Here is a 25,073-nt window from a genome sequence, read left to right on the forward strand (position 1 = left end):
ATGGCAGCTCGGTGCGCTTCGCTGACGTCAGAACAAGCGTGAAAATGTATCGATTCTCGCCTGGATTGAAATACCTTCAAAGACAACACCAAAGAAGTGAATCTTTGTTCAGACTAACATGTTGGGTCTGCTTCTAGGGGGGGATGCCCAATGACCGAGACCGGCAAAACAGTCCACACGCCAGTGGCGCTTCAATGCCAAGTTCGGTGTGAATTTAGGCGTTCGCACCATCAATGGTCATCGGGTTAGCGCTCCGATTTGACACCAATATATTCCGGCAGATAACGCGGCGGCATTGGCCCCTTGTTCCGCCCGCCCTGTTGAATCTGTTCCCAGCCATGAGACAAGACGCCAACCGAGCGGGAAAGACAGAACAATCCCCGGGAAAGCGGTGCCGGGAACCCCAATTCGCAAAAGATAACAGCCGTGGCCCCATCGATATTCATCGCGATATCGGCACCGCGCTTACGTCCGATTTCCGTCTGTATAGCTTCACCGATATCGGCAAATCGCCCTTCTACAGTGCCTGACATCGCGGCCTCGCGTACCAACGCCATCAATCGCGGTGCGCGGGGATCGACGGGCTTGTGGAAACGGTGGCCAAAACCCGAGACGATCTTGCCATTTTCCTCACACCAGGCGGCGATACCGTCGCGGACGGCAACTTCCTGTTCAGCGCCGTCATCCATCCGTTTGGCGACGTCGAAATAAAGCTCGGCGCATTGTTCACCGGCGCCGCCATGCACGTCACCCAACATGTTGACCCCGGTGGCCATGACGTTGTTGAGCCCCAGCCCACAGGTCGCGGCCATACGCGCTGCGGCTATCGATGGCGCCTGCGGACCATGATCCACGCCCGCCACCAGCGCGCATTCAAAAAGCGCCGCCTGTTCTGGCGTGGGCAAATTGCCGCGCACCATGAGCCAGATCATCTGAGCAAAGCTGACGTTTCCGATCAGGTCCTGGATCGGGTGGCCGCGAAAGGCGATCCGCCCCGGAGCCATGTCGATAATTTCGGTGCGCCACCAGTGGCAAATGGCATCGGCGTCATTGCGTCCTGCGGGGTCCGTCATATCGCGCCATCCTTTGCCAGTTTTTCAATGTCTTCCGGTGAAAGACCTAACTCGCTCCAGATTTGAGAGTTGTGCTGCCCCAATGTGGGCGGTGGTGCATCGACGGTGGGCGCGCTGCCGTCCAATTTGATCCCGGTCGTGGCAACCTGAATGTCGCGTCCGACGCCGGGGACGTTTTCAAACTGGTCGAGGAAACCGCGGTCTGCAACCTGCGGCATTTCCAATACTTCCGGCACTGTCAAAACCGCTCCTGATGGCACACCAATGCTATTGAGTTCCTTGGCCCAGTCGCGCGGTGACCGGGTCTTCAACACGGTCTCCAGCTCAGTTTTCAGAGCCAGCCTATTGCGTTTGCGATCCTCGCGCGTGGCATATTCAGGCCGCTCGCGCAGCGCGGCCAATCCCAGGTGGTCCGTCAGTAGCTCCCATTGCTGGTCTTTGTTTGCGGCAATGTTGATCAACCCGCCCTTCGCTTCAAACGCACCGGAAGGCGCCGAAGTGGGGTTTTCATTGCCATTGGCAGTCGGATTGACGCCGGCGATCAGATAGTTCGACACCACCCAGCCCATTGTCGCCAGCACCGATTCCAGCATCGACACATCAATAAAGGTGCCGCGCGGATTGGCGTTCAGAGCAGATGAAATCGCAAAGGCTGCGGTGATGCCCCCCACAGTGTCTGCCACCGGATATCCAACGCGCAGCGGCGCGCTGTCGCTATCCCCGGTGATCGACATCACACCCGAGGTTCCCTGTATGATCTGGTCATAAGCCGGGCGGCGTATCCACGGGCCCTCTTGGCCAAAGCCGGAGATAGCACAATAGATGAGGGTCGGATTGGCCTCTTTCAGGGTCTGGTAGCCCACGCCGAGGCGCGTCATGACGCCGGGCCGGAAGTTTTCAACCACGACATCTGCAGTTTCGACCAGTTTCAGAAAAATCTCTCGACCCCGTGGGTTCTTGAGGTTGACCGTGACCGATTTCTTGCCCGCGTTCTGGGCGAGAAAGGACACGCCCATGTTGACTTTGTTCAGCTCTGGGTCGGCCCCCAGTTGGCGGGCGAGATCGCCCCGACCGACGGCTTCGACCTTGATAACCTCGCCGCCCAGATGCGCCAGATGATGACAACAGAACGGACCGGCAAGGACATTGGTCAGATCAAGAACACGAATGCCCTTCAAAGGTGTCTGCGACATTATCCGCGCCCCGCGTGTACAACCTTGGCCGCCGTGAAAAACTCGCGGCAATAGCTGCCTTTTTCCGGTGCACCATAAGAGGATCCCTTTCGGCCCGTAAAGGGTGCGTGGAAATCCATGCCGGCGGTGGGCAGATTGACTTGTATCATGCCTGCTTCGGCGTTCTGCGAGAAGTGATCGATTTTGGCGGGATCCCGCGTGACAATTCCTGCGGACAATCCAAATTCGCAGTCGTTGGACGTGGCCAGGGCGGCGTCGTAATCCGGCACGCGTAACACGGCGGCGATGGGCCCAAAGATTTCGTCTCGTGCCACGGCTGCGTCGGGTGACACATCCGTAAACAACGCAGGCGCAAAGTAATGGCCGGTTGTTTTGGATTTGACCTCGCCACCACCTGCGGCAAGCGTTGCACCGTCATCCACAGCCTGAGACACGTATCGTTTGTCGATGGCGAGCTGCGCTTCACTGGCGACCGGACCAATCTGGGTTTCCGGAGCGCGCGCATCACCGATCCGAAGGTCTTTCATTGCCGCGCAAAGACGGTCAACAAATGCGTCGTGAATGCCCTCGGTCACAATCAGGCGGGAAGACGCTGTGCAGCGTTGTCCGGTTGAGAAAAAGCTGCCCTGAACGGCGCAGTGCACCGCCAGATCCAGATCGGCGTCATCCAGCACGATCAAGGGGTTCTTCCCCCCCATCTCCAGCTGCATTTTCGCTCCTCGCGCAAACAGCGCCGCCCCCATATGGCGACCGACGGGTGTGGAACCGGTGAATGTGACCCCGGACACCTTGGGGTGCGTAACGATTGCCTCCCCAACCTCACGGCCTTTTCCCATCACAAGGTTGAACACCCCCTCAGGCACGCCCGCACGGGCAATAATATCGGACAACATCCATGCCGATCCGGGCACCAGTTCGGCAGGTTTGAACACAACCGTATTGCCATAGGCCAGAGCGGGTGCGATTTTCCATGCGGGGATCGCCAGTGGGAAATTCCAGGGCGTGATTACGCCCACAACGCCGATTGGCTCGCGTACAACATTTAGCGACACACCTTCGCGCAGAGATTGGTAGGTGTCGCCGGTCGCACGATACGCCTCAGCCGCGAAATATTTGAACAAATGCCCGGCGCGATGCGCTTCGGCCTTGGCTTCGGGCAAGGTTTTGCCCTCTTCGCGGGCCAGCATATCGCCCAGCTCGTCTACACGGGCGAGGATTTCCGACCCGATCCGGTCGAGCGCTTCGAACCGGACCAGAGGCGATGTCTTGCGCCAATTCGGCAGGGCCGCGGCCGCGGCCTCGATTGCGTCAACCGTTTGATCGGCGCTTGCCCGGGCATACTCGCCGATCGTGTCGTTCAGGTCGGACGGGTTGACATTGGGGGCCGCGTCGCTGCTAGCAACCCATGATCCGGCGATAAAGTTGGCAAAGGGGTTTGCAGTCATAGCGCTTCCTCAAGAACTGGTCGCCACCCGATATCTTCATGCCGGTGGTCCACAGTATTCACGTAAAAATAGGTCGGGCCATGATAGCCCCTGCACACCCGCCCATCGGCCCGTCTGGCAACCGGTTCGGCGGTCCAGCTGACCGCGCCGAACCAGTTCCACAAACGGTTATGAGGCGAGGTCAGATGATCCGGGCAAAGCGGTGCTGTACTATTGGCCGGGTCCGGTTGCGGAGCGTTCAACGCCCCGCTGCCCCCCACCAGCGCATCCCATTCATTGGGGCGCGTCGCCCCCTGAAAAGGGTCACTACAGGGCGTATCCCCCCCCGTAAGCAACCGGCAGCGAAACAGGCGTCCATCAATCGACAGCTCTGTGCCATGGACATACCCCGCATCATCCAGATCCTGCCAGCTGACGCGGCTCATAAGCATCCGGTCGGCGACCATCAATCTTCTTCCACCGTCCTCAAATAGATGCCAGTTCAGGCGCAGGTTCGGGTCTTTGGGACTGTCGGTGAGCGCCCAGTTGTCCCAATTCGGGTCGCGTTCAAATTCCGGTAGGTTCCCGGGTTGCAGGCCCTCGTAAGGGCAAAGCGCTGACAGGTCTGTGATCCAGGGCCGTGTCGCGGGCGCAAGTGTTTTTCCTGCATGGGAAAACCCACCCAGCTGCTCTGTTCCTTTGTAGTCCATCATTGCTCTGTCACCGCCCCGGTCACAGGTTGTGTGCGGAAGCGACGCAGGATCCGGAACAACATTTCTGCAGCCAGAAATTCGGTACGCTCCGACGGATCAAGAGGAGGGGACACCTCAACAATATCCAGTCCACCCAACGGGGCCTCGGCCAGCCCATCCAGCAGATCGTAATACTGACGCGGTGTAATACCGCTATGAACGATTGAGCCGGTGCCGGGGAGGTAGCCAGCGTCCATCGCATCGATGTCGATTGACAGATACAGTTCGTCACATCCCTTCATGGCATGCTCCAACGCCTGACGAATTGCCTCTGCCGTCCCCAATTTATGTACGTCGCCAGCCGAAAACACCCGACCGCCCTGCTCTTCGATCAAGGCGAGTTCACCGCTGTCGACCCAACCGGTGATCCCGACCCAAACCATATTGGACACGTCGACATTGGGCAGTTCGGAAATCCGACGGGCATTGGTTGCGTGGTTATGGCTGCCCCACGCGCCAAGCCGGTCAGAGAAATCCAGATGACCGTCGATCTGGATATACCCAAAACGTGCATTTGGTGCGCGTTTGGCCAACCCACGGGAATAGCCAAGGCAGGCCGGGAAGCTATTATAGTGATCACCGCCCAGTGCCAGAGGGATCGCCCCTCCAACGCTCAGCGCCTCGGTCATTGCGGCAATGGCCTCGGTGGTTGCGTCTACATCCTCAGGGGTGATCACTGCATCCCCGCAATCCACGAGCCAGTCGCTGGCCGTTGCGCTTCTTTGGCCCGTATCTGGATCAAAACTGACCCCCTGCGGTCGCATGGATTGCAATACCGTCGTTGCCTTACGCAGCGCCTCGGGACCAAACCTGGTTCCGAGCCGGCTTGAATGTGTCCAATCGCTGGGCATACCCACCACACCGATTTGGCCCGGACGGACGTCGGCGGCATCGAGCAGAGGCCCATCAAACAGCCGATACCCCGGTTGTGCCAGAGGCGGGAGAAATGTCGTTATCGCTGCAGTCATGTCAGTACTTTTTCCTTGGAAGTTTGGCGGCGCGGAAAATCAATCCCAAAGCCGAGGCGCGCATAGATAAACGCCAGAAGAGCCGTGACCATCAGGCGTTGGCCAACCTTCACGACACCCATTCCGGGACGGTTCGGATTCAGACCGGTCAACATAATGGCGCTGACCTCGTGCCGTCCCAAAAGCTCAAGCCATTGCACCACCGTCGCAAGATCGCAGCCCCCCAAACGGGGCCGATCACAAAGCGCACTGAGCGATGTTTCAAACACCGAGAGATCAAACCGAACAAACAACGGCTTTGATGGATCCCGCCACTCTGAAAACGCGGCACGCTGCGCGGCAGTATCTCTATTTACCGGCGTGGTCGTTCCGTTCGGCAAGGGCGCAATATGAAAATCGCGCGCATCGGCTGGTGTACCGCCAAGCTGCACTGTCTGACAATGAGGGAGCGCGCTCCGCGCCGTCTCGGACATGCGATCTGATCCGCCCAAAAAGATTGCACAGGCGCCATTGTCGCTGATCTGACGCATGGCCGCCTTCAAGGCCGCGTGGATCGCATCTTCGGACCCCGGTGCAATATCTCCGAGATCACAAAGCCGCTCGTGCAGGCCATCGGTACTGATATCCTGACGCGCATCGATATCTACGGGGTGACTGAATTGTGGATTTGCGTGCCAACCGAAATAGACCGAGGTTTCGCGTAATGCACGCGGCGCCAGAGATTGCCCTGCATGAGGTGCGTTTGTATCTTCAAACGGGATGCCCAGTACGGCCAGATCTCCAGACCGGACGTCGCCGATTGCTTTGGTCTGAGAGCGCATGAACGACAGATGCCCTGCCATGCGCGGCAACGGGGCCGAACGTAGAGGCATCAGCCTGCTCCTTTCTCAAGACGAGCTGTGACCGCTTGCAGGATCGCCAGTGCAGCGCGGGTTTCAGCCTTGCCACGGTTGTCCAGTTCCGGGGCAAGCCCAAAAACCGCAGCCGCGATGGTATCGCCCGGGGTGGCGTCAATTTGCGCGATCATTTGTGCTGGTGACATTCCCGTCAGGCGATGCGGGTGCGATACCCATTTGCCCGCAAGCTCTTGTAAATCCACAGACAGGATGACCGGTTGGGTGCGGGGCAAATGGCTCACTGCGCCGCCATTGACCCCAATGATGGGAACATCCGCACCTGTGACCTGTCTTGCGGCGACGTCAAGCGCTTCCAAACCGCTGGAATCGCCGCCTACCAACACCATGCGGGCACCGGTTTCAAGAACCGATTCACATTGCGAGGCAACTGCGAGAAAATGCTTGTCAGGTTCTAGCGGAAAGACGTTCACGTCCCCAAGGTCAATTGCATTCGCGGGTGTTACTGTGGGGCAGGACGCATACCGAAGCTGGCGCGCGAGATAGCGTTGCCCTGCCGATGGCCGGGCGAGATTGTCACAAAAATAGCCTGCAATCGCGACCTGACCGGGCACGAGATCTTCCAGATCGCCAATGGATGCGCCCAGAAAACTGGGGATCGCGTCAAACTGTATTTGCGCCGCTTCACTCATTGTGCAACGCCGCGTTCAGGGTTTCGATCGCCGCCAGTTCCGACATTCCCCTGGTGTCGCGCGCAGGCGCAAGGCCGGTGATCACAATCGCCTGCCATTTACAGGACATGGCACCAATGACGGAAACCAGCGTTTCAGGTTTCATCCCGCCGGGATTTAGGCCGACGCTGCCAGCTGCATGCCCCAGATCAATGACCGATATGTCGATCCACAAGACAGCGCGCTCGGGCGTGTCAGAATAGTCGCCGTGCCCTTCATCCAACTGCCGCGCGGTGCGCCAATCCATCTTGCGCTGGCTGATCAGATCCCAGACACCAGCAGGTTGATCGCCGTTCAATCCCACCCAGATCGTGTTGGCTGTTCGCGTCGCGATATCACGCCGGGCCAACGGCATGGCCGCGACAACTGGCAGATCAGGCAAGGCCCCCAGCACACCCGAGGCGACATCAGACGCGCCACCCAAGACAACGGGTACAACACCGTGATCCACCATTTGCGTCACAAGTTGTTCCAACGCGGCAGGCCAATCCCCTGACAGGTCCAGATTGCCAAGATCCCGACCATCTACAGGCAGTCCGATCCCAAGTTGGGCAGTCATTTTGCGCAGCGCATCGGGTGCCAGAGAGGTGCCGGATCGGGGCCCGGTGTTAACTTCGCTCGGAACGCCCATAACCCCAACACAATCAGCCTTACATTGCGAATGAATGCCAAAAGGAAGGTCCGCATAACCAGCTGTTATCATTTGTTTCCGCGCGCTATTCATTGCCAGACGCCTTCGTTATTTGCGATTTCCAATTGCGCTCAAACCGGCTATAAAAAGCGACGGATTTGCGTCGAAAGGTCTGCCTATGCCCGACAAGCCCCGATCCCCTGACGCCAATGGTGGTGTCGAAGCGGTAGAGCGCGCATTGCGTGTGCTGGACATCTTTGAGCCGGGCGATGCAGGCCTCTCTTTGAAGGAGGTTGCGGACCGCAGCGGGGTCAACAAGGCGACAATTCTGCGTCTGAGCGTGTCGCTTGAAAAGTTTGGTCATATTACGCGAGACGCCGAGGGTCTGTTTCACCTCGGGCCGTCTTTGTGGCGTCTTGGATCCGTGTTTCGCCAAAACCTGCGGATGGGGCCAATTGTGCGACCGGTGCTTGCGAATTTGGTGAATGCGACCGGCGAAAGTGCGTCGTTTTATGTGCAACGCGGCAACTCTGGCGTGTGCCTCTACCGGGTCAATTCGCCAAGGCTTGCGCGGGATCACGTTCAGGAGGGCGAGATCATTCCGCTGAGCATGGGCTCTTCGGGTCAGGTGCTGGATGCTTATTCCATCCGGCAGGGAAAACAGGCGGCCAGCATCCGAAAGGCCGGGTATTATCTCAGCCTTGGTGAACGCGATCCTGACGTCGCCGGACTGTCGGTTCCTGTTCTTGGGTTCGAAGATGAATTGCTGGGCGCGATCAGCTTGTCCGGCCTGCGCGTCCGCTTCAATGACACAGCCGTCGAAAAGTATCGCGCGGCGGTCCTTGATGCCGCCCGCCAGATTCGGGTGGAGTTTGGCGAAAAATAAGACCCGCATCATTGTGCCTTGTCTTTCCGACGCCCGATCATCTGCACACCGATAAGCGCCGTGATGGACACGACAATCAGACAGGTCGAGATCGCCGCGATTGTCGGATCAAGCTGATCACGCAGTGAATTGAACATGCGCCGGGTGATTGTGGCGTTTTCCCCGCCCGAGACCAGCATCGAGATCACAACCTCGTCCAGCGACGTGATAAATGCCAGAAAAGCCCCTGTCTGGATCGAGAATTTCACCTGCGGTACGGTGATTGTCCACAATGCGTATGCACGGGACGCCCCTAAGCTGCGCGCTGCAAGCTCCTGATCGAAATCATAATTCTGCAATCCCGACATCACCGTCACGATCACGAATGGCAGCGCCAGCGCAGTATGGGCGATCACGATCCCGGTCAGTGTGTAATTGAGCCCCAGCTTGGCATAGAGGCTGAACACTCCAACAGCGATCAGGATCACTGGCACGACAATCGGCATGATCACAAGGATTTGAGCCGCGCTCCTGATACGAGGCGCAGAGCAATGCAGACCATAGGCACAAAGTGAGCCCAGGGGCGTCGCGATTGCCGTGGTCAGCGCCGCCGCGATCAGCGAGGTCTTTGTTGCGCTCATCCATTCCGGCGACGTGACATAGGCCACGTACCAGCGAAACGAGAGCGATGTCGGCGGGAATTCCAGATAGGATGCCCCCGAAAACGACATCGGGATAACGATCAGCGTGGGCAGGATGAGAAAGAACAGCACAGCAATGCCGACCACTGTCAGCCACAGGCCGTCGATTTTACGTTGTCCGACTTGTTCCATTTTCAGATCCTCAGCGCATAAACAGTTTGTCGAGCCCGAAGACACGGTTCATCAGCCAGATCATCGCCAGCGCCAGCAACAGCAGGACCACGCCCAGGGCTGATGCGGCCCCCCAGTTCGAATAGACTGTGATGGTGCTTTCGATACGCTGCGCCAGCATCTGAACCCGGCCACCGCCCAGCAAAGCCGGTGTGACAAAGAACCCAAGCGACAGGATGAAAACCAGCACGATGCCGGCAAAAAGGCCCGGCAGGGACATTGGGAAAAATACCCGCCAAAAGGCCCCGCGCGGGCTGGAACCAAGGCCCACGGCGGCTCGGACCAGGTCGCCGTCAATATTGCGCATAGTGGCGTAGAGCGGCAGAACCAAAAAAGGCAGCATGATATGCACCATGCCAATGATGGAGCCGGTCAGATTGTGCGCCAGTTGCAGCGGTTCTTCGATAATGCCAAGTGACATCAGCGACGAATTGATGATCCCATTGCGCTGCAAAAGCACCAGCCACGCATAGGTCCGCACCAGAACCGAGGTCCAGAAGGGGACCAGCACAAACACCATCAGAATGGCCGCTGTTTTGTTCGGCATCTTTGTCAGCCAGTAGCACAGCGGGTAGCCGAGAAGGACGCAAATCACCGTCACGGCAATGCTGATCTGAAACGTGACGACAAAGGTTCGCCGATAGAGAGCACTACTAAAGATGCGCGTGTAATTTTCCGTGCTCAGTTCGCCTGCCGCATTGAAAAACGACAGCGAAGACAGCCAGAAAATCGGCAGGAAGACGACGATCAAGATCGTCAAAACCGCAGGCATCGAAAGCCCAAGAAACGTCAGTTTTTCGCGGCGTTCTTCGGATTTGAGCGTGCTGGCATTCTGAAGAGTCCCAGCACCTTCATACGTCTCGGCGATACTCATGCCACATGTTCCGGTACGATGATCGTATCTTCGGGATGCAGGGCAAGGCCGATTTGCTCTCCCTTCGACGGCAACCCGGTTTGGCCCGCGCGATTGGCAGGCACACGCACATTGATCTGACCAGCGCTGTCGTGCTGAACGATCACTAGAACGCTGTCGCCCTGATAAATGATGTCATGCACTTGGCCGGACAGGTCATTGGCGGCGTCTGGCACCGCGCCTGCTGTGACTTCCAGCAACTCGGGCCGGATGATCAGACGATGGCCTCCGCTGCCCAGCGCAATAGGCGTATTGGATTTCAGAACGCGCTCGCCAAGCTGCGCCGTGTCATTCGCTACACTAACCGGCAGGGAAATGGATTCCCCGATAAAATCCGCCACAAAGAAACTATGCGGCTGGCGATAGAGCCGCTCAGGCGTCGCGATCTGTTCGATCCGCCCATGATTGACCACTGCAATCCGGTCCGACATCGTCAGGGCTTCGCGCTGGTCATGGGTCACGTAAACGACAGTTGCATCCAGCTTTTCATGCAGCGCCTTCAATTCGATTTGCATATGTTCGCGCAACTTCTTGTCGAGCGCTGACAACGGCTCATCCATCAGAATGATCTGCGGCTCAAAAACCATGGCGCGGGCAAGGGCCACGCGCTGTCTTTGTCCCCCGGATAATTGCGTGATGCGCCGGTCGCCATAACCGCCCAGCTGCACGGTCTCCAGCGCGCGCTCGGCGCGGGCCTTCTGATCGCTTTTGGACACCCCGCGAATTTTCAACGGATAAGCCACGTTTTCTGCGACCGTCATGAACGGAAACAACGCATAGCTTTGGAACACCATGCCAAGGCCGCGCTTGTGGGGCGGCGTTGCAATCATTTCCTGTTCGCCAAACCGGATCGACCCGCCATCAGGACGCACAAATCCGGCCAGCGCCATCAAAAGCGTCGTCTTGCCGGAGCCTGATGGCCCCAGCAATGTCAGGAACTCGCCCGCGGCGATGTTCAAAGACACGTCATTCAGCGCTTTGACCGATCCGTAGGCCTTGCACAGGTTGGATATATCGATGGGAAGGGAGTGGGCTGCAGGTGACATGGGGGCTCCTAACCTGACAAAAATGGGCGCAGCACAAGATGTGCCGCGCCCAGATATTTTTTACTGTTGGATCAGCGTGTCAAACTCTTCGGTCAACTCGCCCAGCTGGCCGATGTAAAAGTTCGGATCGACCAGAAGCTGCTTGCCATAGTTGTCGGGATGTGTGTTGACCTTCACTGCCATCTCATCCGAGATTATCCCGGTGCCGAAGGCACCCGAATTCACCGGACCCAACGGCATGGTCACCGCCAGCCTCGCCTGTGCTTCGGCGCTCAGCAATTCGTTGATAAGGCGCATCGCGTTGTCTTTATTCGGAGCCCCCTTGGGAACCAACAAGCAGTCCACGTCCATCGTGCCGCCATCAAAGGCATAGGCCACATCAATGCCCGACGCGATCACGCTTTCTACGCGGTTATGGCCCATATGGATCACGTCCACTTCGCCGTCACGCAGCAACTGCGCCGATTGCGACCCGCCGCGATACCAAACGGTAACTTCGGGGGCAATCTCACCCAGCTTGTCCCATGCGCGCGCCTTGCCCTCATTCGTGGCCAACGTGTCATAGATCTCGGCCATCGGCACACCATCCGCCATGAGCGCGGCTTCGAGGTTATAGTTCACCTTGCCGTGCATACCGCGCTTGCCGGGGAAGTTTTCCAGATCCCAGAACTCTGCCCAATTGGACGGGCCATTGTCGCCAAATGCATCCTTGCGATAGGCAATCACCTTGGTGAAGTTGATGAAGCCGATGTAATTGTCATGGATCAGCTCTTTCGGAATGCCTGTGGTGTCAACAATCGAATAGTCGATCGGCTCAAGGCTGCCTTCCCGGCTCAGGGTTTCACACGAAGGCAAATCCTGTTCTGTAACGTCCCATGCAACGGCACCCGCCGTGATCTGCGCGCGCACGTCCTGAATGCCGTTTGTCGTATCTTCCTTGACAGTGATATTCAGCGCACCAGCGGCAGGTTCCAGCATGGCTGAGCGCAAGGCATCCTGAAACGAGCCTCCCCAGGACGCAAACACGACCTCTCCCTCGGCAAAGGCAGGCGAAGCAATGGCCAGGCCACCTGCCACTAGCGCCGTGGTGAGCTTCAGTTTTTGGTTATCTTTCATCATGTCAGGCTCCTCCCGAACTGTTGGTTGGTTTGTGGCTTCGCGACATGCGCGGCTCCACATAATCATTCGCAATCGTTTCATCTAGCAAAACGTCATTTCAGTTTTACTAGAGCTGATGTTGGAATTGGTCAAGGATTCTTTTGCCCCGTAGGATTCACACTCCCGTTTCCTGAGCATCAGAGCCTGGAAAATCTCGCAATTCGCGCATTGGTGCAGCATTCATCTGGGTTCGATCTTGCACATATGGCGTCTGAAGCGATCTTCGTCTGACCCGAAGTTAACTGCCACCGATTGAAGCATTTGGTGGAACGTGCGGACCGCAAACTCTCACTCGCTTTGCGTTGATCCGCGAATTTGAGTGGCAGCTTCTTGACAGTATGCGCCAATTGATCCTGACGACAGAATTGGTCAATTTGGGCTCAGCCCCGACCTCGGATGCGACGCAGCATCCCGTGATATGGAGGCATCGTCAACGTCAGGTTGTCGTTGTGGGAGGGCATGGCGGATCGGAGGATCAGTCATGGAAACACCAAACTTACCGGCCATTCGTGCGCTTCGCCCGGCTTGGAACAAAGGGCGCATCGTTGGGCAAAAACGGCCACTGAAACCAAAACACGTCTGGGCAATCCGTGTTCGACTTGAACTCGCCGAGAACCATCGGGACCTGGCGCTGTTCAATATGGCAATCGACAGCAAACTGCGTGGCTGCGATCTCGTGAAGATGAAAGTCGTCGACGTGATGGCGTCCGGCCAGATCAAGGAACGAGCTTCGGTGTTGCAAAGCAAAACGCAGAAGCCGGTTCGTTTTGAAATCTCCGAAGGCACACGCGCCTCGGTTGAAAAGTGGATGGAAGATGAGCTCATGGTCGGCTCGGAGTACCTATGGCCGGGTCGTTTCCATGAACGCTTGCACATCTCGACACGCCAGTACGCCCGGATCGTCCGGGATTGGGTCACGTCGATCGGTCTGGAGGCCAGTGCATACGGAACGCATTCGATGCGGAGGACAAAAGTCACACAGATCTACAAGAAGACCGGCAACCTGCGGGCGGTCCAGCTGCTACTTGGGCACACCAAGATGGACAGCACCGTCCGGTATCTCGGTGTTGAGCTGGAAGATGCGCTTGCGATCGCAGAGGCCATTGAAATCTAACAACTTGGGCCGTCTTCGCGGACGGCCCAAACAAGACCTTGGCGAAATCTGCGGCGAACAGCGACGAGGAGCCCAGAGCGACGGTCTTCTTGCGGAGCAGGCAAGGACATCGCTTTAAAGTTTCAACTGACACGGCGTATTAGAAAATTCAGAAAAAACTGCCCGTCAATCCTGCGCGGCTCGTAGACAAGCCTTCTTCCTGGCGAAAGTCCTTCGGGCAGTTTGACGCTTATATTGACCTTATAGGGTGTCGCCTGCCCGAAATGCGAACTCAATGTGAAGCGCAATTTCAACTGACCGGAGTCATCGAATTTGCCAGTGAAGTCCCTAAACCAAGGCCCTTCGGCCGCAAAGCCTTGGGCAGATAGCAAGGTCAGCTTGTCTCCATTGCGATTGATGCGCAAGGCTGCAAGTGGCTCGATTTTTCCGGGGAAATAGGCCTTGTCGGGCCGACTGGTTGTTTGCCAATAATCATCGTCCCATCTGCGTCTGATTAAGACAATGTAGTCACCATCAAAAGTCGCGAAAGACGGCGCGACCAACTGATTACAGACTCTTCCTTGCTCTCCTCGAAGTGCGGCAAGAGTTTCACTGGTCTCGAGGCTCTCAGGCGTCAGTCCAAGATTCTCTCTAGCGCTGATATACCGAGAGAAAGCAGATCTCGTGCGTGGGCCCGCAACACCGTCCGCTGTGCCAGCGCTGCAGCCAACGCGATTTAGCTCAGTTTGTATATCACGGATCAGGCTGCGCGTCTCTGTATCATCCTTCGCGCTTTGAGGCGATGTCGGCACAAGAGCTGCTACTTTGTCTCGCGCAGTACTACTGTTGCCCGGCACTTCGTCCTTCTGGTGCTCAGCAAGCAAGTCGTCCCGCAACGAAAGGGCGAGCGCGACTGCAAAATGATCCCTTTCGCCTTCGTATCGCTCCAGAAACATCTCGATCGCATCAAGCCTTCCGAGCGAACGCGCAAGTTCAAAGTCCGCATAAATCTGGTCTTCGACACGCTCAATTTCTTCCTCTGGCGTCGAGCCTGCAGCCGCATCTGGAACAAGAAAAATGTCTCTGGCGGGAAGCGAGCCATAAGTAAATGGCTCCTGATAGCCTTCTGTCAGAGTGTAAACCCTGTCGCGGACTCGCCGAAACAACTTGCCAATCTCAAGTCCGGGTTCCTCGATGTGGTTGAGCAGAGCCTGAGCATAGGGGCTGTTGCGGCCATCGCCGTCAAGCGCCAGCGTTCCGCTCCTTGCAGCATATCCAACCAACACACCTCCCGGATCGATACGTGCAAGTCCGCGTCCAATTGAGCGGGTGCTGTTTGTGCGCTCCATAGTCGCGAGGAATGGATTGTTGCGGCAGGCGTCAACCAACACGATCTTCAAGCCGGGTGCGCCCGCGATGGAGCTAATCAATGTGTTGAGGCGGATTGCCTCGAGTTCGATGTCACGGTCGCTCCGCAGTTCCGCACTGACAGGGATCAGGAAGTTCGTGTTGTCCAACTCGATGCCGTGGCCGGCGAAGTATACGATGACCGACTCGGCGTTTTTTGCCTTTTCTCCAAAGTCACGTATGGCAAGGCGCATGTCGCGGTAATCCAGATCAAGACCTGTTGTGACCTCAAACCCGATCCTGCGCAATGCCTCTGCAATGTCGATCGCATCATTCGACGGGTTTTTGAGATTGCTGACATGTTGGTAGTTCGCATTGCCAATTACCAAGGCAACTTTGTCCGCCAGCACCATCGCAGGCAGAAAACAAAACACAACTGAGAACAGGATACGCTTCATGTGAAATATCGCCGTTAACGCGTCTACCATATGAACGTTTCCACACTTTCGGAATTCAATCAATATGACCGGCGTGGACAAGCTCTAGCTCGGCTTAGGCCGCATAGCGGAGTTCGGGATTGACACGACGAAGGTTCGTTTCCCGCCCATTGCGCCAGTTTCGGCATGGACCATTCATATGAAGTACGAACTCGGAGCCGCCTTGCGGCGGGACAGAAAGATGCTCGCTTGGGAAGCTATCTAAACGTCAGCTTCCGCATTTCCTGCGAGCATGCGTAGCGACTGCAGCGAACTTCCACTTCCCGCGCTTCGTGCCGTACTTCAGCCCCCTACCCGTCCCGATCTAGCTTTAACCAATATCGCGTGTACCGGAGTTCACCCGTTCGGATCAAAGCGCCCTTCTCTACCAGGTTCTGGAGATCCCGCGTTGCTGTGGCGCGCGATGTTCCCGTGATCGAGATATAGTTCTCAGCGCTCAATCCCCCTGTGAACCCATCCGGCCCAGCCTTGAACAAACGGGCGATTACCTTGCTTTGGCGAGTGTTGAACTGATCACGGTACCGATCATAGAAGTGCGTCTTGGAAATAAAGAAACCAACCCGCTCAAGCGTCACCTGCTGTGCTGTAAGGACAGTTTCGGCAAACCAGACGAGCCACGGTGTGACTTCCAGCGTCTTTTGATGGCGTTCGAGTTGGTCGTAGTAAGCCTTCCGCTCTCGCTCGATCGTGAAAGCAAGGGCAATCAGACTTGGCTGACCGATATTCTGGGCCAAGGACTTTTCAGCCAGCGCCCTACCCAACCGGCCATTGCCGTCCTCAAAGGGATGAATGCTCTCGAAATACAGATGGCTCAAACCGGCCCGGATCAGTGCGCGCAATGGTTCGGGACCATCCGGTGCGGTCCGGTTGAACCAGGCTACGAACTGGTCCATTTCAGCCGGAACCTGATGTGAAGGTGGAGCTTCGAAATGCACCGTTGGGCGGTCGAGCCTGCCTGAGACGATTTGCATCGCATCCTCATGGCTCCGGTATGATCCAATCGTTTCCAGATGCCTGTCATGGGACAGAAGCATGTCATGCCACCGAAACAGGGTGTCGTGTGACAGTGGTTCCGAATAGTTGGAATAAACATCCACCATCATTTCAGAAACGCCCTGCTCGCGCGGTTTGGATGGATAGCTGTCGGGAGCCAGTCCAAGATGTCGGCGCAAGGAAGATTGCACGCTGAGACGATCCAGCATCTCACCTTCGATCGCGCTGGTCTTCATTGCTTCTTCGCTTAGCAGGTCGATACGCAATTGATCTCGATCCGATGTGTTCACATGATGAACCGCTCCAAGAACTTCCCCTGAGGACAACAGGAACTGTTGCTCGTATGGTTCGAGTCTTGCGGCGTCGTAACGAAAGGTAGGCCAGTCAGGGTTCTGCCAGTTCCACATCGTGAGGTATAAGCTTCCTTTCTATAACTCACTATTTATGGTTGCGTGATTTATAGAGGTCAATCCTATAGCTCACCTTTTTCAGACCCTTCGATCCAGTCATCACTTGGAGGTGTAATCTGAAAACGGTAAATTTCATCCTGTTTCCCCAAATTTACGTAGCATTGGATGTCCGCGAGAGCATTGCCTTTGGAGACAATTCGCCCTTTTCGATCTTGGCCAGCAACGAAATCAGGTAAGCCCCTGGAGATTGTATGTTCTCAGCACGTTGAAAGATGTATCCGAGAACAATGAAGCGAATAGCTGGGCCAAAAGTTGATTTCATTGCATACCAGGTTTGGCCAAGCCGTAGATACTCGGCGATATCATCCATAAGCCGATCACAGTGGTGCTGATCTTTTGCAAAGCGTAGTTCTGAGCATAGCCGTGGAAAACTGCGCTCCATTTGGTCTGGAGAAACCTGAATCTGAGAAAGCTTTTCTTTCTTAACTTCCGGATTCAAAGAGTCCTCTTTGTGCCCCTCAATTTCACTGTCACTGGCCCTCAAATTTTCTGTATCAGTCTGTGTTATCTCGGAGATTTCCACAGAGATTTCTGCCAACAGCTCGCTGAGTACATTCGCATCTGGTTTGCGACGCAGAGCATTGCGTACGGTGGTCACCAAATCAGAGATCGCGGTGTCATTTGCTACGAGTTCCTTAAGGCGCGCCAGAGCGGCGGAAACTTTGTCACGGAGTACAGTGAACTCGAGAACGCGATCAGCATGCCTCTGGGCTTCCTGAATGAACTCAGCGTGCCGTTCAGACAAAGGCATCAAGGAGAGCCCAGTTGCGGTGACCACCCTGCCCTGGCGATCCCGGCGCGCCCATCGCTTACCGTTTGCGCTCATGACGCGGCGGATAAGTCCAAGGTCCACCAGCGTCGAGATATGACGCTCAACTGTCTGCACGCTGACATGAGTTCGTTTGGCTATCGCCGCGTTGGACGCGAAACAGATGTGATGATCATCCTGGTCCGCAGCAATCTGATCACCGCCCATAAAGGAAACCATCGCTCTCAGGACATTGAGAGTTGTGGATTTTAACCCAAGAGGTTCTCTGGCCTCTTCAACGGCGCGAAGAAGTATCCATTTTTTGGGCGTACTGTTCCCCTGCCCTGCCGTTCCCGACAAGGTCGCTCCAATTGGAGCCAATGCTGTTAGTGTTTTCATGATTATCTATCGGCAGACAAAAATTACCCGTTCGCTCAAGAGCGTTTTTTCTTGTGTGGCGATTCGGGTGCTGCTAGATTCTAGGTGTCTAATCTAAGAATTGCGCTTTGCGCAGCAGCCCTCGAAGCTCCGGTTTCGGGGGTTTTGTTTGTTTGCCTTCCTCCTTTCTGCTCGTCCTCAGTTCTTTTTCTTGGCGTTTACAGCTGTAAACTCAGCGTGTGAGCGCTTAATGATTTCAGCCATGTTTTCGTCCAACCAGCTAGCGAAGCCAGCGTTAGCTCCGGTCCTTTTGACCGAAACAGTTAGTGATCCGTTGGTAGATTTGATTGTAACGCCTTCGATTGGGTTGAGTTCGGCTGCACCTTCTCTTTGTCTTGCACCGCGTTTGGCAGCTGCTTTTAGGAGCATTTCCAGCCGATCATCTGACGACATCGATGGCTCAATGGTTGCAAGAAGATTTGCAGCTTCATCTTCCGCTAGCTTGCCTGCAACGAAGTGCTCTGCAAGCACGGTCCATTTTGGGCGGCCTGATTTTGGGGCTGCGCCGATCATGTCACCAATCTTTGCAGGAACATGTTGCGTAATTTTTGTCAGGTGAGACAGCCCTGATTTCGAAACGTTCAATACTTGCCGCACCGTTGCCGTGTCATGCCCGGAAGTCAGGATCGCCTCGGCGAAACGTGCTTTCTCGTAGAAGGAAAGATTGCGCCTCGCAGCATTCTCAAGCCCTTTGGCGAGAAGCGCTGAAGCATCGTCGATATCCTGAACATTGGCGCGGACTTTAATACCAAGTTCACGACAGGCTTTGAGCCTCCTCCGTCCATAAATTGCCTCGTATCGACCGTCGGATTTCGATCTTCTGACAAGAATGGGAACTTGTTGGCCACCGTCTTGTATACTCGACATCAAGCTTTCAAAACTATCGTCTTCTTCGTCAATGTTTACAGCTGTAAACTCACCGAGCCTATCGGCAGGCCCCCAGTCGTCGATCAGAGCAGGGTCAATTTCCCTGATTGCGGCAAGAGAGCCCTGAAGCGCACCAAGAGCAGGGGCATTGGGTTTTGGAGTTTTATCGATGGCCTTGGGGCCAGAGCGCGCGATGGTGTTTGCGATCCCCGACATCTCCTGAAGCGACTTTCTAGCCATTAGCTGCGTCCCCATGCTTGATGGATCATTTGCTCTACCTCAGAGCCGATCGCATCCATTGAGTTCTTTGCCCGATCATAAGTTGCGCGTGTCATTTCTGACCGCACGACTTCGTAAATTGATTGTTTGAGCATTGTGGCGTCACTGACCGCGGTGCTTTTGAGGGCTGTGGCTGACATAACGCGATCCTGAAACAGTGCCCGCATGAACGAAGCCAGTTGTTGAGACGGTACGTCTGTTGGCTCGTCACGCGTTATCAGGAATTTGAAGTTGTCGTATTCGAGCGTAGCGCCGGCATCTTCAATGACTGCCATGTAAGCACCAGCGAGTTCGAGAAATTGAGCCGTCGAAGACACGTCCAGCATCGAAGGTGTAAGTGGCACAAGCAATGAACTGGCGGCCGCCATCCCAGCAATTGTCAAGAATCCTAGCTGAGGTGGGCTATCAATCAGAACAAGGTCAAAATCTCCTTCCACCTGGGCCAGGGCATTCCGTATTCTTGTAAAGAACGGATGGTCTGGGTTGGAGTGAACGGCAGATTCTGTCTCAAATTCGGAAAGAACAAGCCGTGACGGAGCCACAGAGAGACCGGGGAAGTACGTCGGAAGCACGACGTCCGCCATATCTACCGGATCTTCATATCGAATAGCATCGTAAATCGTCAGCCCGTCAAACTCTATTTCGGGGCTTATGCCGCACATGGATGTAAGAGAGCCTTGAGGATCCAGATCAACAGCCAGCACACGGTAACCGCGAAGCGCAAAATAGTGAGCCAAGTGAATTGTTGTGGTGCTCTTACTGCTGCCGCCTTTGAAGTTCATCAACTGCCAGACTTGGAGCTTTTCTCCTTCAGTCCGGCGAGGGACATAGCGCCCTTTTTTGCGTGAGGTTTTCTCAAGCGTTTCGCGAGCCTCCCAAAGTTCTTGGGCAGTATAGTAACGCCTACCGCTGCGTACGTCATTCGGTTCAGGAATCGTTCCCTCTGCGTGGACTTTGCGCATGAATTGACCTGAGACTCCTAAGAGTTCAGCAGCTTCTGGCGCTGCAAAATTTCGCAGTGATTTGGTGTTGTCGGGGGCAAATGCAGCAAGTAGATGTTCCCGGATAGCCGAGTTTAATCTCTCAGATATTTCCGTGGCGAGTGCCGATGGTCTTTCTGCCGCAAGTGGTGTCACGGGAATCATGTAGTTGCCTCAAATTAAAGAATGTGGTCATTTTTGCGCCACTTGAGATAAACAGCCGTGATTCATAGCACTAAGTCAAGGATTTTCGCCTATATTGTAGGTTTTCCAACGCGGAGGACTACATACGCTTTGCATCAGAGCAGGGTGGTTTACAGTTGTAAACTCGGTTGAGCGGGATCATGGGTTCTTTCAGTCGATGAAGTTCTAACGTAGGCATGCGAAGGCATTCCTGTAAAACTCCTCCCTATGCTCCGCTTTGAGTAGAACGCCTCTAGCATGGAGTTGGAGTGAAGGCCGAACGGCTTTTGGCGCAAATTGCGCAATTGGGAAGGGCAGGGAGCTAGTTGAGCTGATTGGTCAAATTCTCTCACCAACAATTTCGTTATCGAGTTTTCTGCGATACCAACTTCGTAACAATACTTCTGCGCCAGTACGGGAGTACGATGCGGTGAGAATGGCATGGCGATCTGGGTCAGATACACCGAGCTCAGCCCGTGCGCAGAGGAAAACACGCGAACATTCCGGCTAGAGTCAGCCGCTCGCCAATTGCCCAAGAAATGGCATACCGTGAGGGCGGGGTTTCGGGAATTGTGCGCCTGTAAGTTGCGACGGAACACGGAACTGTCCTCGATCCAGTGCAGCTGTGCTTGCGCGGCGCGGCTTTTGACGCAAGTCTCTACCGTCATTGGATTCATATGGGATCACAGACATGATCCGTGTGTTCACGTCCCATTAGCGTCCATAAAACCAGCTTGCTCGAATTAGTGATTTTGGGCTCCTCAATCGTTGAACAGACGGTCTCGTTGGCATATATTGCCAAAAAGGAGGCTTACGCCATGGTAACCCGCAATGTTGTACTTACAGAATCGCAGGATCAACTGGTGCAGAATCTGGTTGCGTCCGGTCGATATCAGAACGCCAGTGAAGCGTTGCGCGCCGGCCTTCGGCTTTTGGAGCGGGAAGAAGCGGGGCTGGAGTCTCTCAAACAAGGCTTGCAGGAGGGTGTAGCGCAGGCTCAGGCCGGAGATTTGGCAGAAGGCAGGGGTTCGGATGCGATCCGTCGTGCCTTTGCAAGGGCACGAGCCAAGGCGTGACCAGACCCTTTCGACTGACACGCCGCGCTGAATCCAGCCTGGTGGAAATTGCCCGATGGACCATCGACAAGTTTGGATCGCATCAAGCCGATCTTTATGAACAAGAACTAATAGCGCGCTGTCAGGCCATCACAGAGGGCAGGGTGGCCAGCCGAAGTTGTTCTATATTGGTCGAAGAGGCGGCGGATCTCAGATATGTGCGCGCAGGAGAGCATTTCCTGGTTTATCTGGATCAGCCGGACGCGGTGATCATTGTTGATATCCTGCATTCCCGTTGCGATCTGCCGCGACATGTTTCCGCGCTGGCCACGTTAACAGATGCGACAGGAAACAAGACATAGGCACAGCAGCCGGAGTTTCCCTCAAGCGGGGATTATTAAATAGTCAGTAACTACTCACCCCAGTAGATCAGTCGCCGGGTTATCCGCGATGTCCACATCGTCGTAGTATTTCTGCGCCTGGGCCATGGAGCGATGCAGGGAGAGGCGCATCGCGGCCTGGATCGGGGCGCCGTCCAGCGCGGCCTGGGTCAGGAAGCCCGAGCGCAGCCCATGGGGGGAAGCGAACCCGTCCGGCAGGCCCGCCAGTTTCGCCCGACGCTTGACGATCTGCGCGATGGCATCCGGGCTGAGGCGGCGGGTTAACACCCGATCGGCTTTTGAAACAGGCCGGAACAAGGGGCCGTCCTGAATCTCACCCACCTCGATCCAATGGGCCAGCGCTTGGGCTGCGCGGCCTTTCAACACCAGCCGCGGCGTTTCACCTTTGGTTGTCGTCTTGGTCTCCAGCAGTGAAATCCAAACCAGGCTTTTCTCGTCGAACTCCTTCAGCGAGACGTCTTCAAACATCAACCCGGTGATCTCCGAGCGCCGTCTACCACCCGAAGCCCAACCCAGCATCAAGATGGCGCGGTCGCGGCAATCCCGCCGGGACCCCCGACAAGTGGACAGCAACTGCTCGAGCACATCGCGGGTAATCGGTTGCTGCGATTTTGGGGCAGGGGGCCGGGCGGCGGCGCGGCGCGCCTTGGCACGGGCCTGCTTCACCTGCGGCGCATCAAAAGGGCTGGTCAGGTTCTTCATTCGATGAAAGGCCAGCCAGGAGGCGATGCGCCGGTCCAGCGTAGAAGGGGCCGGGCAGGCGAGGGACTTGCGTAGCCCTTGCGCGATCAACATCTCGGCACTCTGACGCGCGACATCCTCGGGCGCGGCATCTCCCAGATCGCGGGCGTGATCGAGAATGAAGGCCAGCGCTGTGGCCTCGCTCTCGGGCCAGTCCAACGGCACTCCGAACCGTGCTGCCTTCCAGGCCGTTACATAGAGCAAATCGCGCTCATAGGCCCTGAGCGTGTTGGCGGGTGTGCCGCGGACATAGAGATCGGTCAGGGCGTCCTGGTCAGACTGCGACAGGGCAGGGGAGGGGGCGGGGAGATAGGGCTCAGGGGTGCTCATACGGCCCACTCTGCGCCCATTTTCCCGCAAAATCAATTATACTTGATAAGCGATACTTATCGAGTGTAACTTGAAACTGATAGCGCAACAAAAGTAACGAGCAAAAGTAACAGATTTTGCGCGTAAAGTAGGTAGAGGGCTTGCGGAATAATAAAATCGGAGGTTCTGTCGCAGGTCTGTAAACCAATTGGCATCGACATTGCGCTGGAACCGTTGGCAAACTAAATGAAATGAACAGATATTTTGCCACTGAATTGCCTTTCTGGAAGTTTGCCAGAAACACGCTGATCGTCAGTTGCCTTGCGTTGTTTCCGCTGTTGGCCATCTTCGTTTTGCGCACGCCGGGCTTTGCGACGCACCTCCTGAACAGTGGTCCCGCGTTTGTTCGGTTTTTGCGTCAGGTGGTGACGAATGGGTTGCCGGTCGTTTTCCTTTTAAATTATCTCAGCTTTTTTCTTTTCGCCGTTGGGGTAAGGGCGCGGGGCAGGGGGGCCATCCCGGCCCGGTATCTGCTAATTGACCTGCTGCTACGGGCCGTCCTGTTCATCGCGCTGCACGCGCTGATCTACGCGCTTTCGGCAGACTGGTTCGGGTCTTTCGGCGGTGATCCCGTAGTGGCGTTGCGGGTAGTCGGTCCGACGCTGGTACGCTCCGCCTACTTCGAGAACATCTCAGGCGTTTACCTGTACGCCACGCTGGTCGGAGCGCTGCCGCTATACCTATCCGTCGTTCAGAGCCAGATCGCCCACGGTACTGGATTTGCAGCCCAACTGGCACGTCGCGTACCTGGGCGCGGCGGACCTGTGACATTGGCCCTGCTACTGATGGCGGTGTCAGTGGTCGTTCTGACCACCGCGGCGGCGCTGATTGTCCGTTTACAGTCGGTTTGGGGCTGAAGGGTCAGAACGCCCTGCGTATCGCGAAGGAGACTGCGTAATCGCGTTCAAGCTGGGGCCCATCCAGATCTTGATACACAGGGATCACGCCCTCGATACCCAGGCGCGTGCCCGCCAAAACGCCCGACCCCGGCACAAGGTAATTCACTCCGATTCCGATACTCAGAAACTGGCCGCCGCGCAGGGTCGGATCAGCGGTGGGCACCATGCCTGGGTTCAGGCGCGCATCCGACCCGTCAATGTTTTCCACGATGTCGCCGACCACCCGCAACGAGGAGCTGAACTGGTCATTCCAGCGCCGTGCACCCCAAACTGTTGCTGAATAGACGTCACCCAAGGTGTAACCGGCATCATTCTCACCCATCCGGATCACGGCGGCCAGCTGGGCGCCCCAAGACCAATCCGCGTTCTGGCCCGTATAGGTGACGCCCGGCAGCAGGTCGTAGGTGCCTGAACCCAGTTGCATGGGGTAGGGCAGCAGCTGGTCCGGCCCAGCTGGCGTGGTGTCGGTCTCGTCTATCGAGCCAGTCGGCAGACTGAGGCCAAGAGATAGTTCCAGCACCTGCCCGTCGGATTTGTAGATATCATATCCGCCGATGATCTTCAGATCGCCAAACCCCTGTGCCCTGGTCTTAAAGGTCTGGCCCATGCGGGTCTGGTGCTTCATCGTCTTGCGGGTATAGGGCAGCATCGCCATCACCGAGATCTCGTCGGTCACACCGTACATCAGGCCGACCATCGCCATGTTCATGCTCATGCTGAGCGGCGCGATCGGATACTGCGACAGAACGTTCGAGGTAGACAGCGACTGCGTTCCGGTACGATTTCCGTCCATCTCCATGTTCATGTAAGAGAACACAGGCATCAAAACACCCTCGGGTGGATGCATACCGCCAACGACACCCGTTGGCGGCACCGCGTCGGGGCGCATCATCCTGGACATGCTTCCCATACCTGACATGTTGCTGGAGGCTTGCGGGTTCATCGCCACGTTGTCAGCCGGACGGGTTTCCGGTTGGGCCATGGCAGTTGACCCAAGGCTCAGCCCCCCAGCCAGTATTACAGCCTGGAGGCGTTGCCAGACGCACGTAATCTTGCTGTTGCTCCGTGTCATGATGCCCTCGTGTTCGTTTGTTTCCTGAGTCCCTGCCCTGAAAACAAAGTGTTCGGTACGTCCATCGGTGAAGTCGAAATGGTGGGGGTCTCCAGCGCTGGAAGGTCAAGGCCGCCGGCCAGATTTGCGCTCGTCAAGCATGCATCAGCCGAAGGGGGTGC

General features: G+C 56.3%; 24 protein-coding genes. 5 read left to right on the forward strand and 19 right to left on the reverse strand.

Features of this window, described 5'->3' with window-relative positions:
* Window positions 1-245: 245 nt before the first annotated feature.
* Genes ACR0LH_RS19945 through ACR0LH_RS19980 form a run of 8 tightly spaced genes read right to left on the reverse strand, consistent with a single transcriptional unit; the run spans window position 246 to window position 7,719 of the window.
* A complete protein-coding gene (locus ACR0LH_RS19945) occupies window positions 246-1,073 on the reverse strand; it encodes a citryl-CoA lyase (protein ID WP_170417803.1) in 828 nt (275 codons plus the stop codon).
* A complete protein-coding gene (locus ACR0LH_RS19950) occupies window positions 1,070-2,266 on the reverse strand; it encodes a CaiB/BaiF CoA transferase family protein (RefSeq protein WP_170417806.1) in 1,197 nt (398 codons plus the stop codon). Before ACR0LH_RS19950 ends, ACR0LH_RS19945 begins: the two co-directional genes overlap by 4 nt.
* On the reverse strand, window positions 2,266-3,711 hold the full coding sequence (locus ACR0LH_RS19955; RefSeq protein WP_170417809.1) for an aldehyde dehydrogenase family protein: 1,446 nt from the start codon (window positions 3,709-3,711) through the stop codon (window positions 2,266-2,268). The genes ACR0LH_RS19950 and ACR0LH_RS19955 overlap by 1 nt, the downstream gene beginning before the upstream one ends.
* Window positions 3,708-4,403, reverse strand: a complete 696-nt coding sequence (locus ACR0LH_RS19960) for a hypothetical protein (protein WP_170417812.1) — start codon at window positions 4,401-4,403, stop codon at window positions 3,708-3,710. Before ACR0LH_RS19960 ends, ACR0LH_RS19955 begins: the two co-directional genes overlap by 4 nt.
* On the reverse strand, window positions 4,400-5,410 hold the full coding sequence (locus ACR0LH_RS19965) for an agmatinase family protein (protein WP_170417815.1): 1,011 nt from the start codon (window positions 5,408-5,410) through the stop codon (window positions 4,400-4,402). Before ACR0LH_RS19965 ends, ACR0LH_RS19960 begins: the two co-directional genes overlap by 4 nt.
* A complete protein-coding gene (locus ACR0LH_RS19970; RefSeq protein ID WP_170417818.1) occupies window positions 5,407-6,282 on the reverse strand; it encodes an arginase family protein in 876 nt (291 codons plus the stop codon). Before ACR0LH_RS19970 ends, ACR0LH_RS19965 begins: the two co-directional genes overlap by 4 nt.
* Complete coding sequence (locus tag ACR0LH_RS19975; protein ID WP_170417821.1) at window positions 6,282-6,956, reverse strand: hypothetical protein; 675 nt, start codon at window positions 6,954-6,956, stop codon at window positions 6,282-6,284. The genes ACR0LH_RS19970 and ACR0LH_RS19975 overlap by 1 nt, the downstream gene beginning before the upstream one ends.
* Window positions 6,949-7,719, reverse strand: a complete 771-nt coding sequence (locus ACR0LH_RS19980) for an arginase family protein (protein WP_170608326.1) — start codon at window positions 7,717-7,719, stop codon at window positions 6,949-6,951. Before ACR0LH_RS19980 ends, ACR0LH_RS19975 begins: the two co-directional genes overlap by 8 nt.
* Window positions 7,720-7,804: 85 nt before the next feature.
* Here ACR0LH_RS19980 and ACR0LH_RS19985 point away from each other — a divergent pair, with 85 nt between their 5' ends.
* The gene (locus tag ACR0LH_RS19985) at window positions 7,805-8,512 is read left to right on the forward strand and encodes an IclR family transcriptional regulator (RefSeq protein WP_170417827.1); all 708 of its coding nucleotides are present in this window, start codon (window positions 7,805-7,807) and stop codon (window positions 8,510-8,512) included.
* A gap of 8 nt (window positions 8,513-8,520) precedes the next feature.
* Here the strand turns inward: ACR0LH_RS19985 and ACR0LH_RS19990 are convergent, their stop codons facing one another.
* Genes ACR0LH_RS19990 through ACR0LH_RS20005 form a run of 4 tightly spaced genes read right to left on the reverse strand, consistent with a single transcriptional unit; the run spans window position 8,521 to window position 12,441 of the window.
* The gene (locus tag ACR0LH_RS19990) at window positions 8,521-9,324 is read right to left on the reverse strand and encodes an ABC transporter permease (protein WP_170417829.1); all 804 of its coding nucleotides are present in this window, start codon (window positions 9,322-9,324) and stop codon (window positions 8,521-8,523) included.
* A 10-nt stretch (window positions 9,325-9,334) separates the two neighbouring features.
* Window positions 9,335-10,237 (reverse strand): ABC transporter permease, encoded by a 903-nt coding sequence (locus ACR0LH_RS19995; RefSeq protein WP_170417832.1) that lies wholly within the window; start codon window positions 10,235-10,237, stop codon window positions 9,335-9,337.
* Window positions 10,234-11,322, reverse strand: coding sequence for an ABC transporter ATP-binding protein (locus ACR0LH_RS20000; protein ID WP_170417835.1), 1,089 nt, complete (start codon window positions 11,320-11,322; stop codon window positions 10,234-10,236). Before ACR0LH_RS20000 ends, ACR0LH_RS19995 begins: the two co-directional genes overlap by 4 nt.
* Window positions 11,323-11,382: 60 nt before the next feature.
* Window positions 11,383-12,441, reverse strand: a complete 1,059-nt coding sequence (locus tag ACR0LH_RS20005) for an ABC transporter substrate-binding protein (protein WP_170417838.1) — start codon at window positions 12,439-12,441, stop codon at window positions 11,383-11,385.
* 520 nt (window positions 12,442-12,961) lie between these two features.
* Here ACR0LH_RS20005 and ACR0LH_RS20010 point away from each other — a divergent pair.
* The gene (locus ACR0LH_RS20010) at window positions 12,962-13,594 is read left to right on the forward strand and encodes a tyrosine-type recombinase/integrase (RefSeq protein ID WP_093037018.1); all 633 of its coding nucleotides are present in this window, start codon (window positions 12,962-12,964) and stop codon (window positions 13,592-13,594) included.
* Between the two features lie 122 nt (window positions 13,595-13,716).
* Here the strand turns inward: ACR0LH_RS20010 and ACR0LH_RS20015 are convergent, their stop codons facing one another.
* The 5 genes from ACR0LH_RS20015 to repA form a co-directional block, all read right to left on the reverse strand.
* Window positions 13,717-15,378, reverse strand: a complete 1,662-nt coding sequence (locus ACR0LH_RS20015; RefSeq protein WP_170417841.1) for a caspase family protein — start codon at window positions 15,376-15,378, stop codon at window positions 13,717-13,719.
* Window positions 15,379-15,707: 329 nt separating this feature from the next.
* Window positions 15,708-16,817, reverse strand: a complete 1,110-nt coding sequence (locus ACR0LH_RS20020; protein WP_170417844.1) for a Fic family protein — start codon at window positions 16,815-16,817, stop codon at window positions 15,708-15,710.
* 154 nt (window positions 16,818-16,971) lie between these two features.
* Entirely contained in the window at window positions 16,972-18,027 is a 1,056-nt protein-coding gene (locus ACR0LH_RS20025) for a helix-turn-helix domain-containing protein (RefSeq protein WP_170417847.1), read from the reverse strand.
* A gap of 177 nt (window positions 18,028-18,204) precedes the next feature.
* Window positions 18,205-19,173: a plasmid partitioning protein RepB gene (repB, locus tag ACR0LH_RS20030; RefSeq protein WP_170417850.1), complete on the reverse strand. Its 969-nt coding sequence runs from the start codon at window positions 19,171-19,173 to the stop codon at window positions 18,205-18,207.
* Window positions 19,173-20,357 (reverse strand): plasmid partitioning protein RepA, encoded by a 1,185-nt coding sequence (gene repA / locus ACR0LH_RS20035; RefSeq protein WP_170417853.1) that lies wholly within the window; start codon window positions 20,355-20,357, stop codon window positions 19,173-19,175. The genes repB and repA overlap by 1 nt, the downstream gene beginning before the upstream one ends.
* An 836-nt stretch (window positions 20,358-21,193) precedes the next feature.
* On the opposite strand from repA, the gene ACR0LH_RS20040 reads away from it, so the two are divergent.
* Window positions 21,194-21,451, forward strand: coding sequence for a type II toxin-antitoxin system ParD family antitoxin (locus ACR0LH_RS20040; protein ID WP_170417856.1), 258 nt, complete (start codon window positions 21,194-21,196; stop codon window positions 21,449-21,451).
* The gene (locus tag ACR0LH_RS20045; RefSeq protein ID WP_170417859.1) at window positions 21,448-21,792 is read left to right on the forward strand and encodes a type II toxin-antitoxin system RelE/ParE family toxin; all 345 of its coding nucleotides are present in this window, start codon (window positions 21,448-21,450) and stop codon (window positions 21,790-21,792) included. The genes ACR0LH_RS20040 and ACR0LH_RS20045 overlap by 4 nt, the downstream gene beginning before the upstream one ends.
* 54 nt (window positions 21,793-21,846) lie before the next feature.
* Here ACR0LH_RS20045 and ACR0LH_RS20050 read toward each other — a convergent pair whose 3' ends face one another.
* Window positions 21,847-22,902, reverse strand: a complete 1,056-nt coding sequence (locus tag ACR0LH_RS20050) for a tyrosine-type recombinase/integrase (RefSeq protein ID WP_170417862.1) — start codon at window positions 22,900-22,902, stop codon at window positions 21,847-21,849.
* A gap of 230 nt (window positions 22,903-23,132) precedes the next feature.
* Here ACR0LH_RS20050 and ACR0LH_RS20055 point away from each other — a divergent pair, with 230 nt between their 5' ends.
* Complete coding sequence (locus ACR0LH_RS20055; protein ID WP_050605729.1) at window positions 23,133-23,798, forward strand: hypothetical protein; 666 nt, start codon at window positions 23,133-23,135, stop codon at window positions 23,796-23,798.
* 4 nt (window positions 23,799-23,802) lie between these two features.
* On the opposite strand, the gene ACR0LH_RS20060 is transcribed toward ACR0LH_RS20055, so the two are convergent.
* Window positions 23,803-24,912, reverse strand: coding sequence for a transporter (locus ACR0LH_RS20060; protein ID WP_170417865.1), 1,110 nt, complete (start codon window positions 24,910-24,912; stop codon window positions 23,803-23,805).
* Between the last annotated feature and the right edge of the window lie 161 nt (window positions 24,913-25,073).

It is taken from the genome of Ruegeria sp. CL6, from assembly GCF_056536465.1.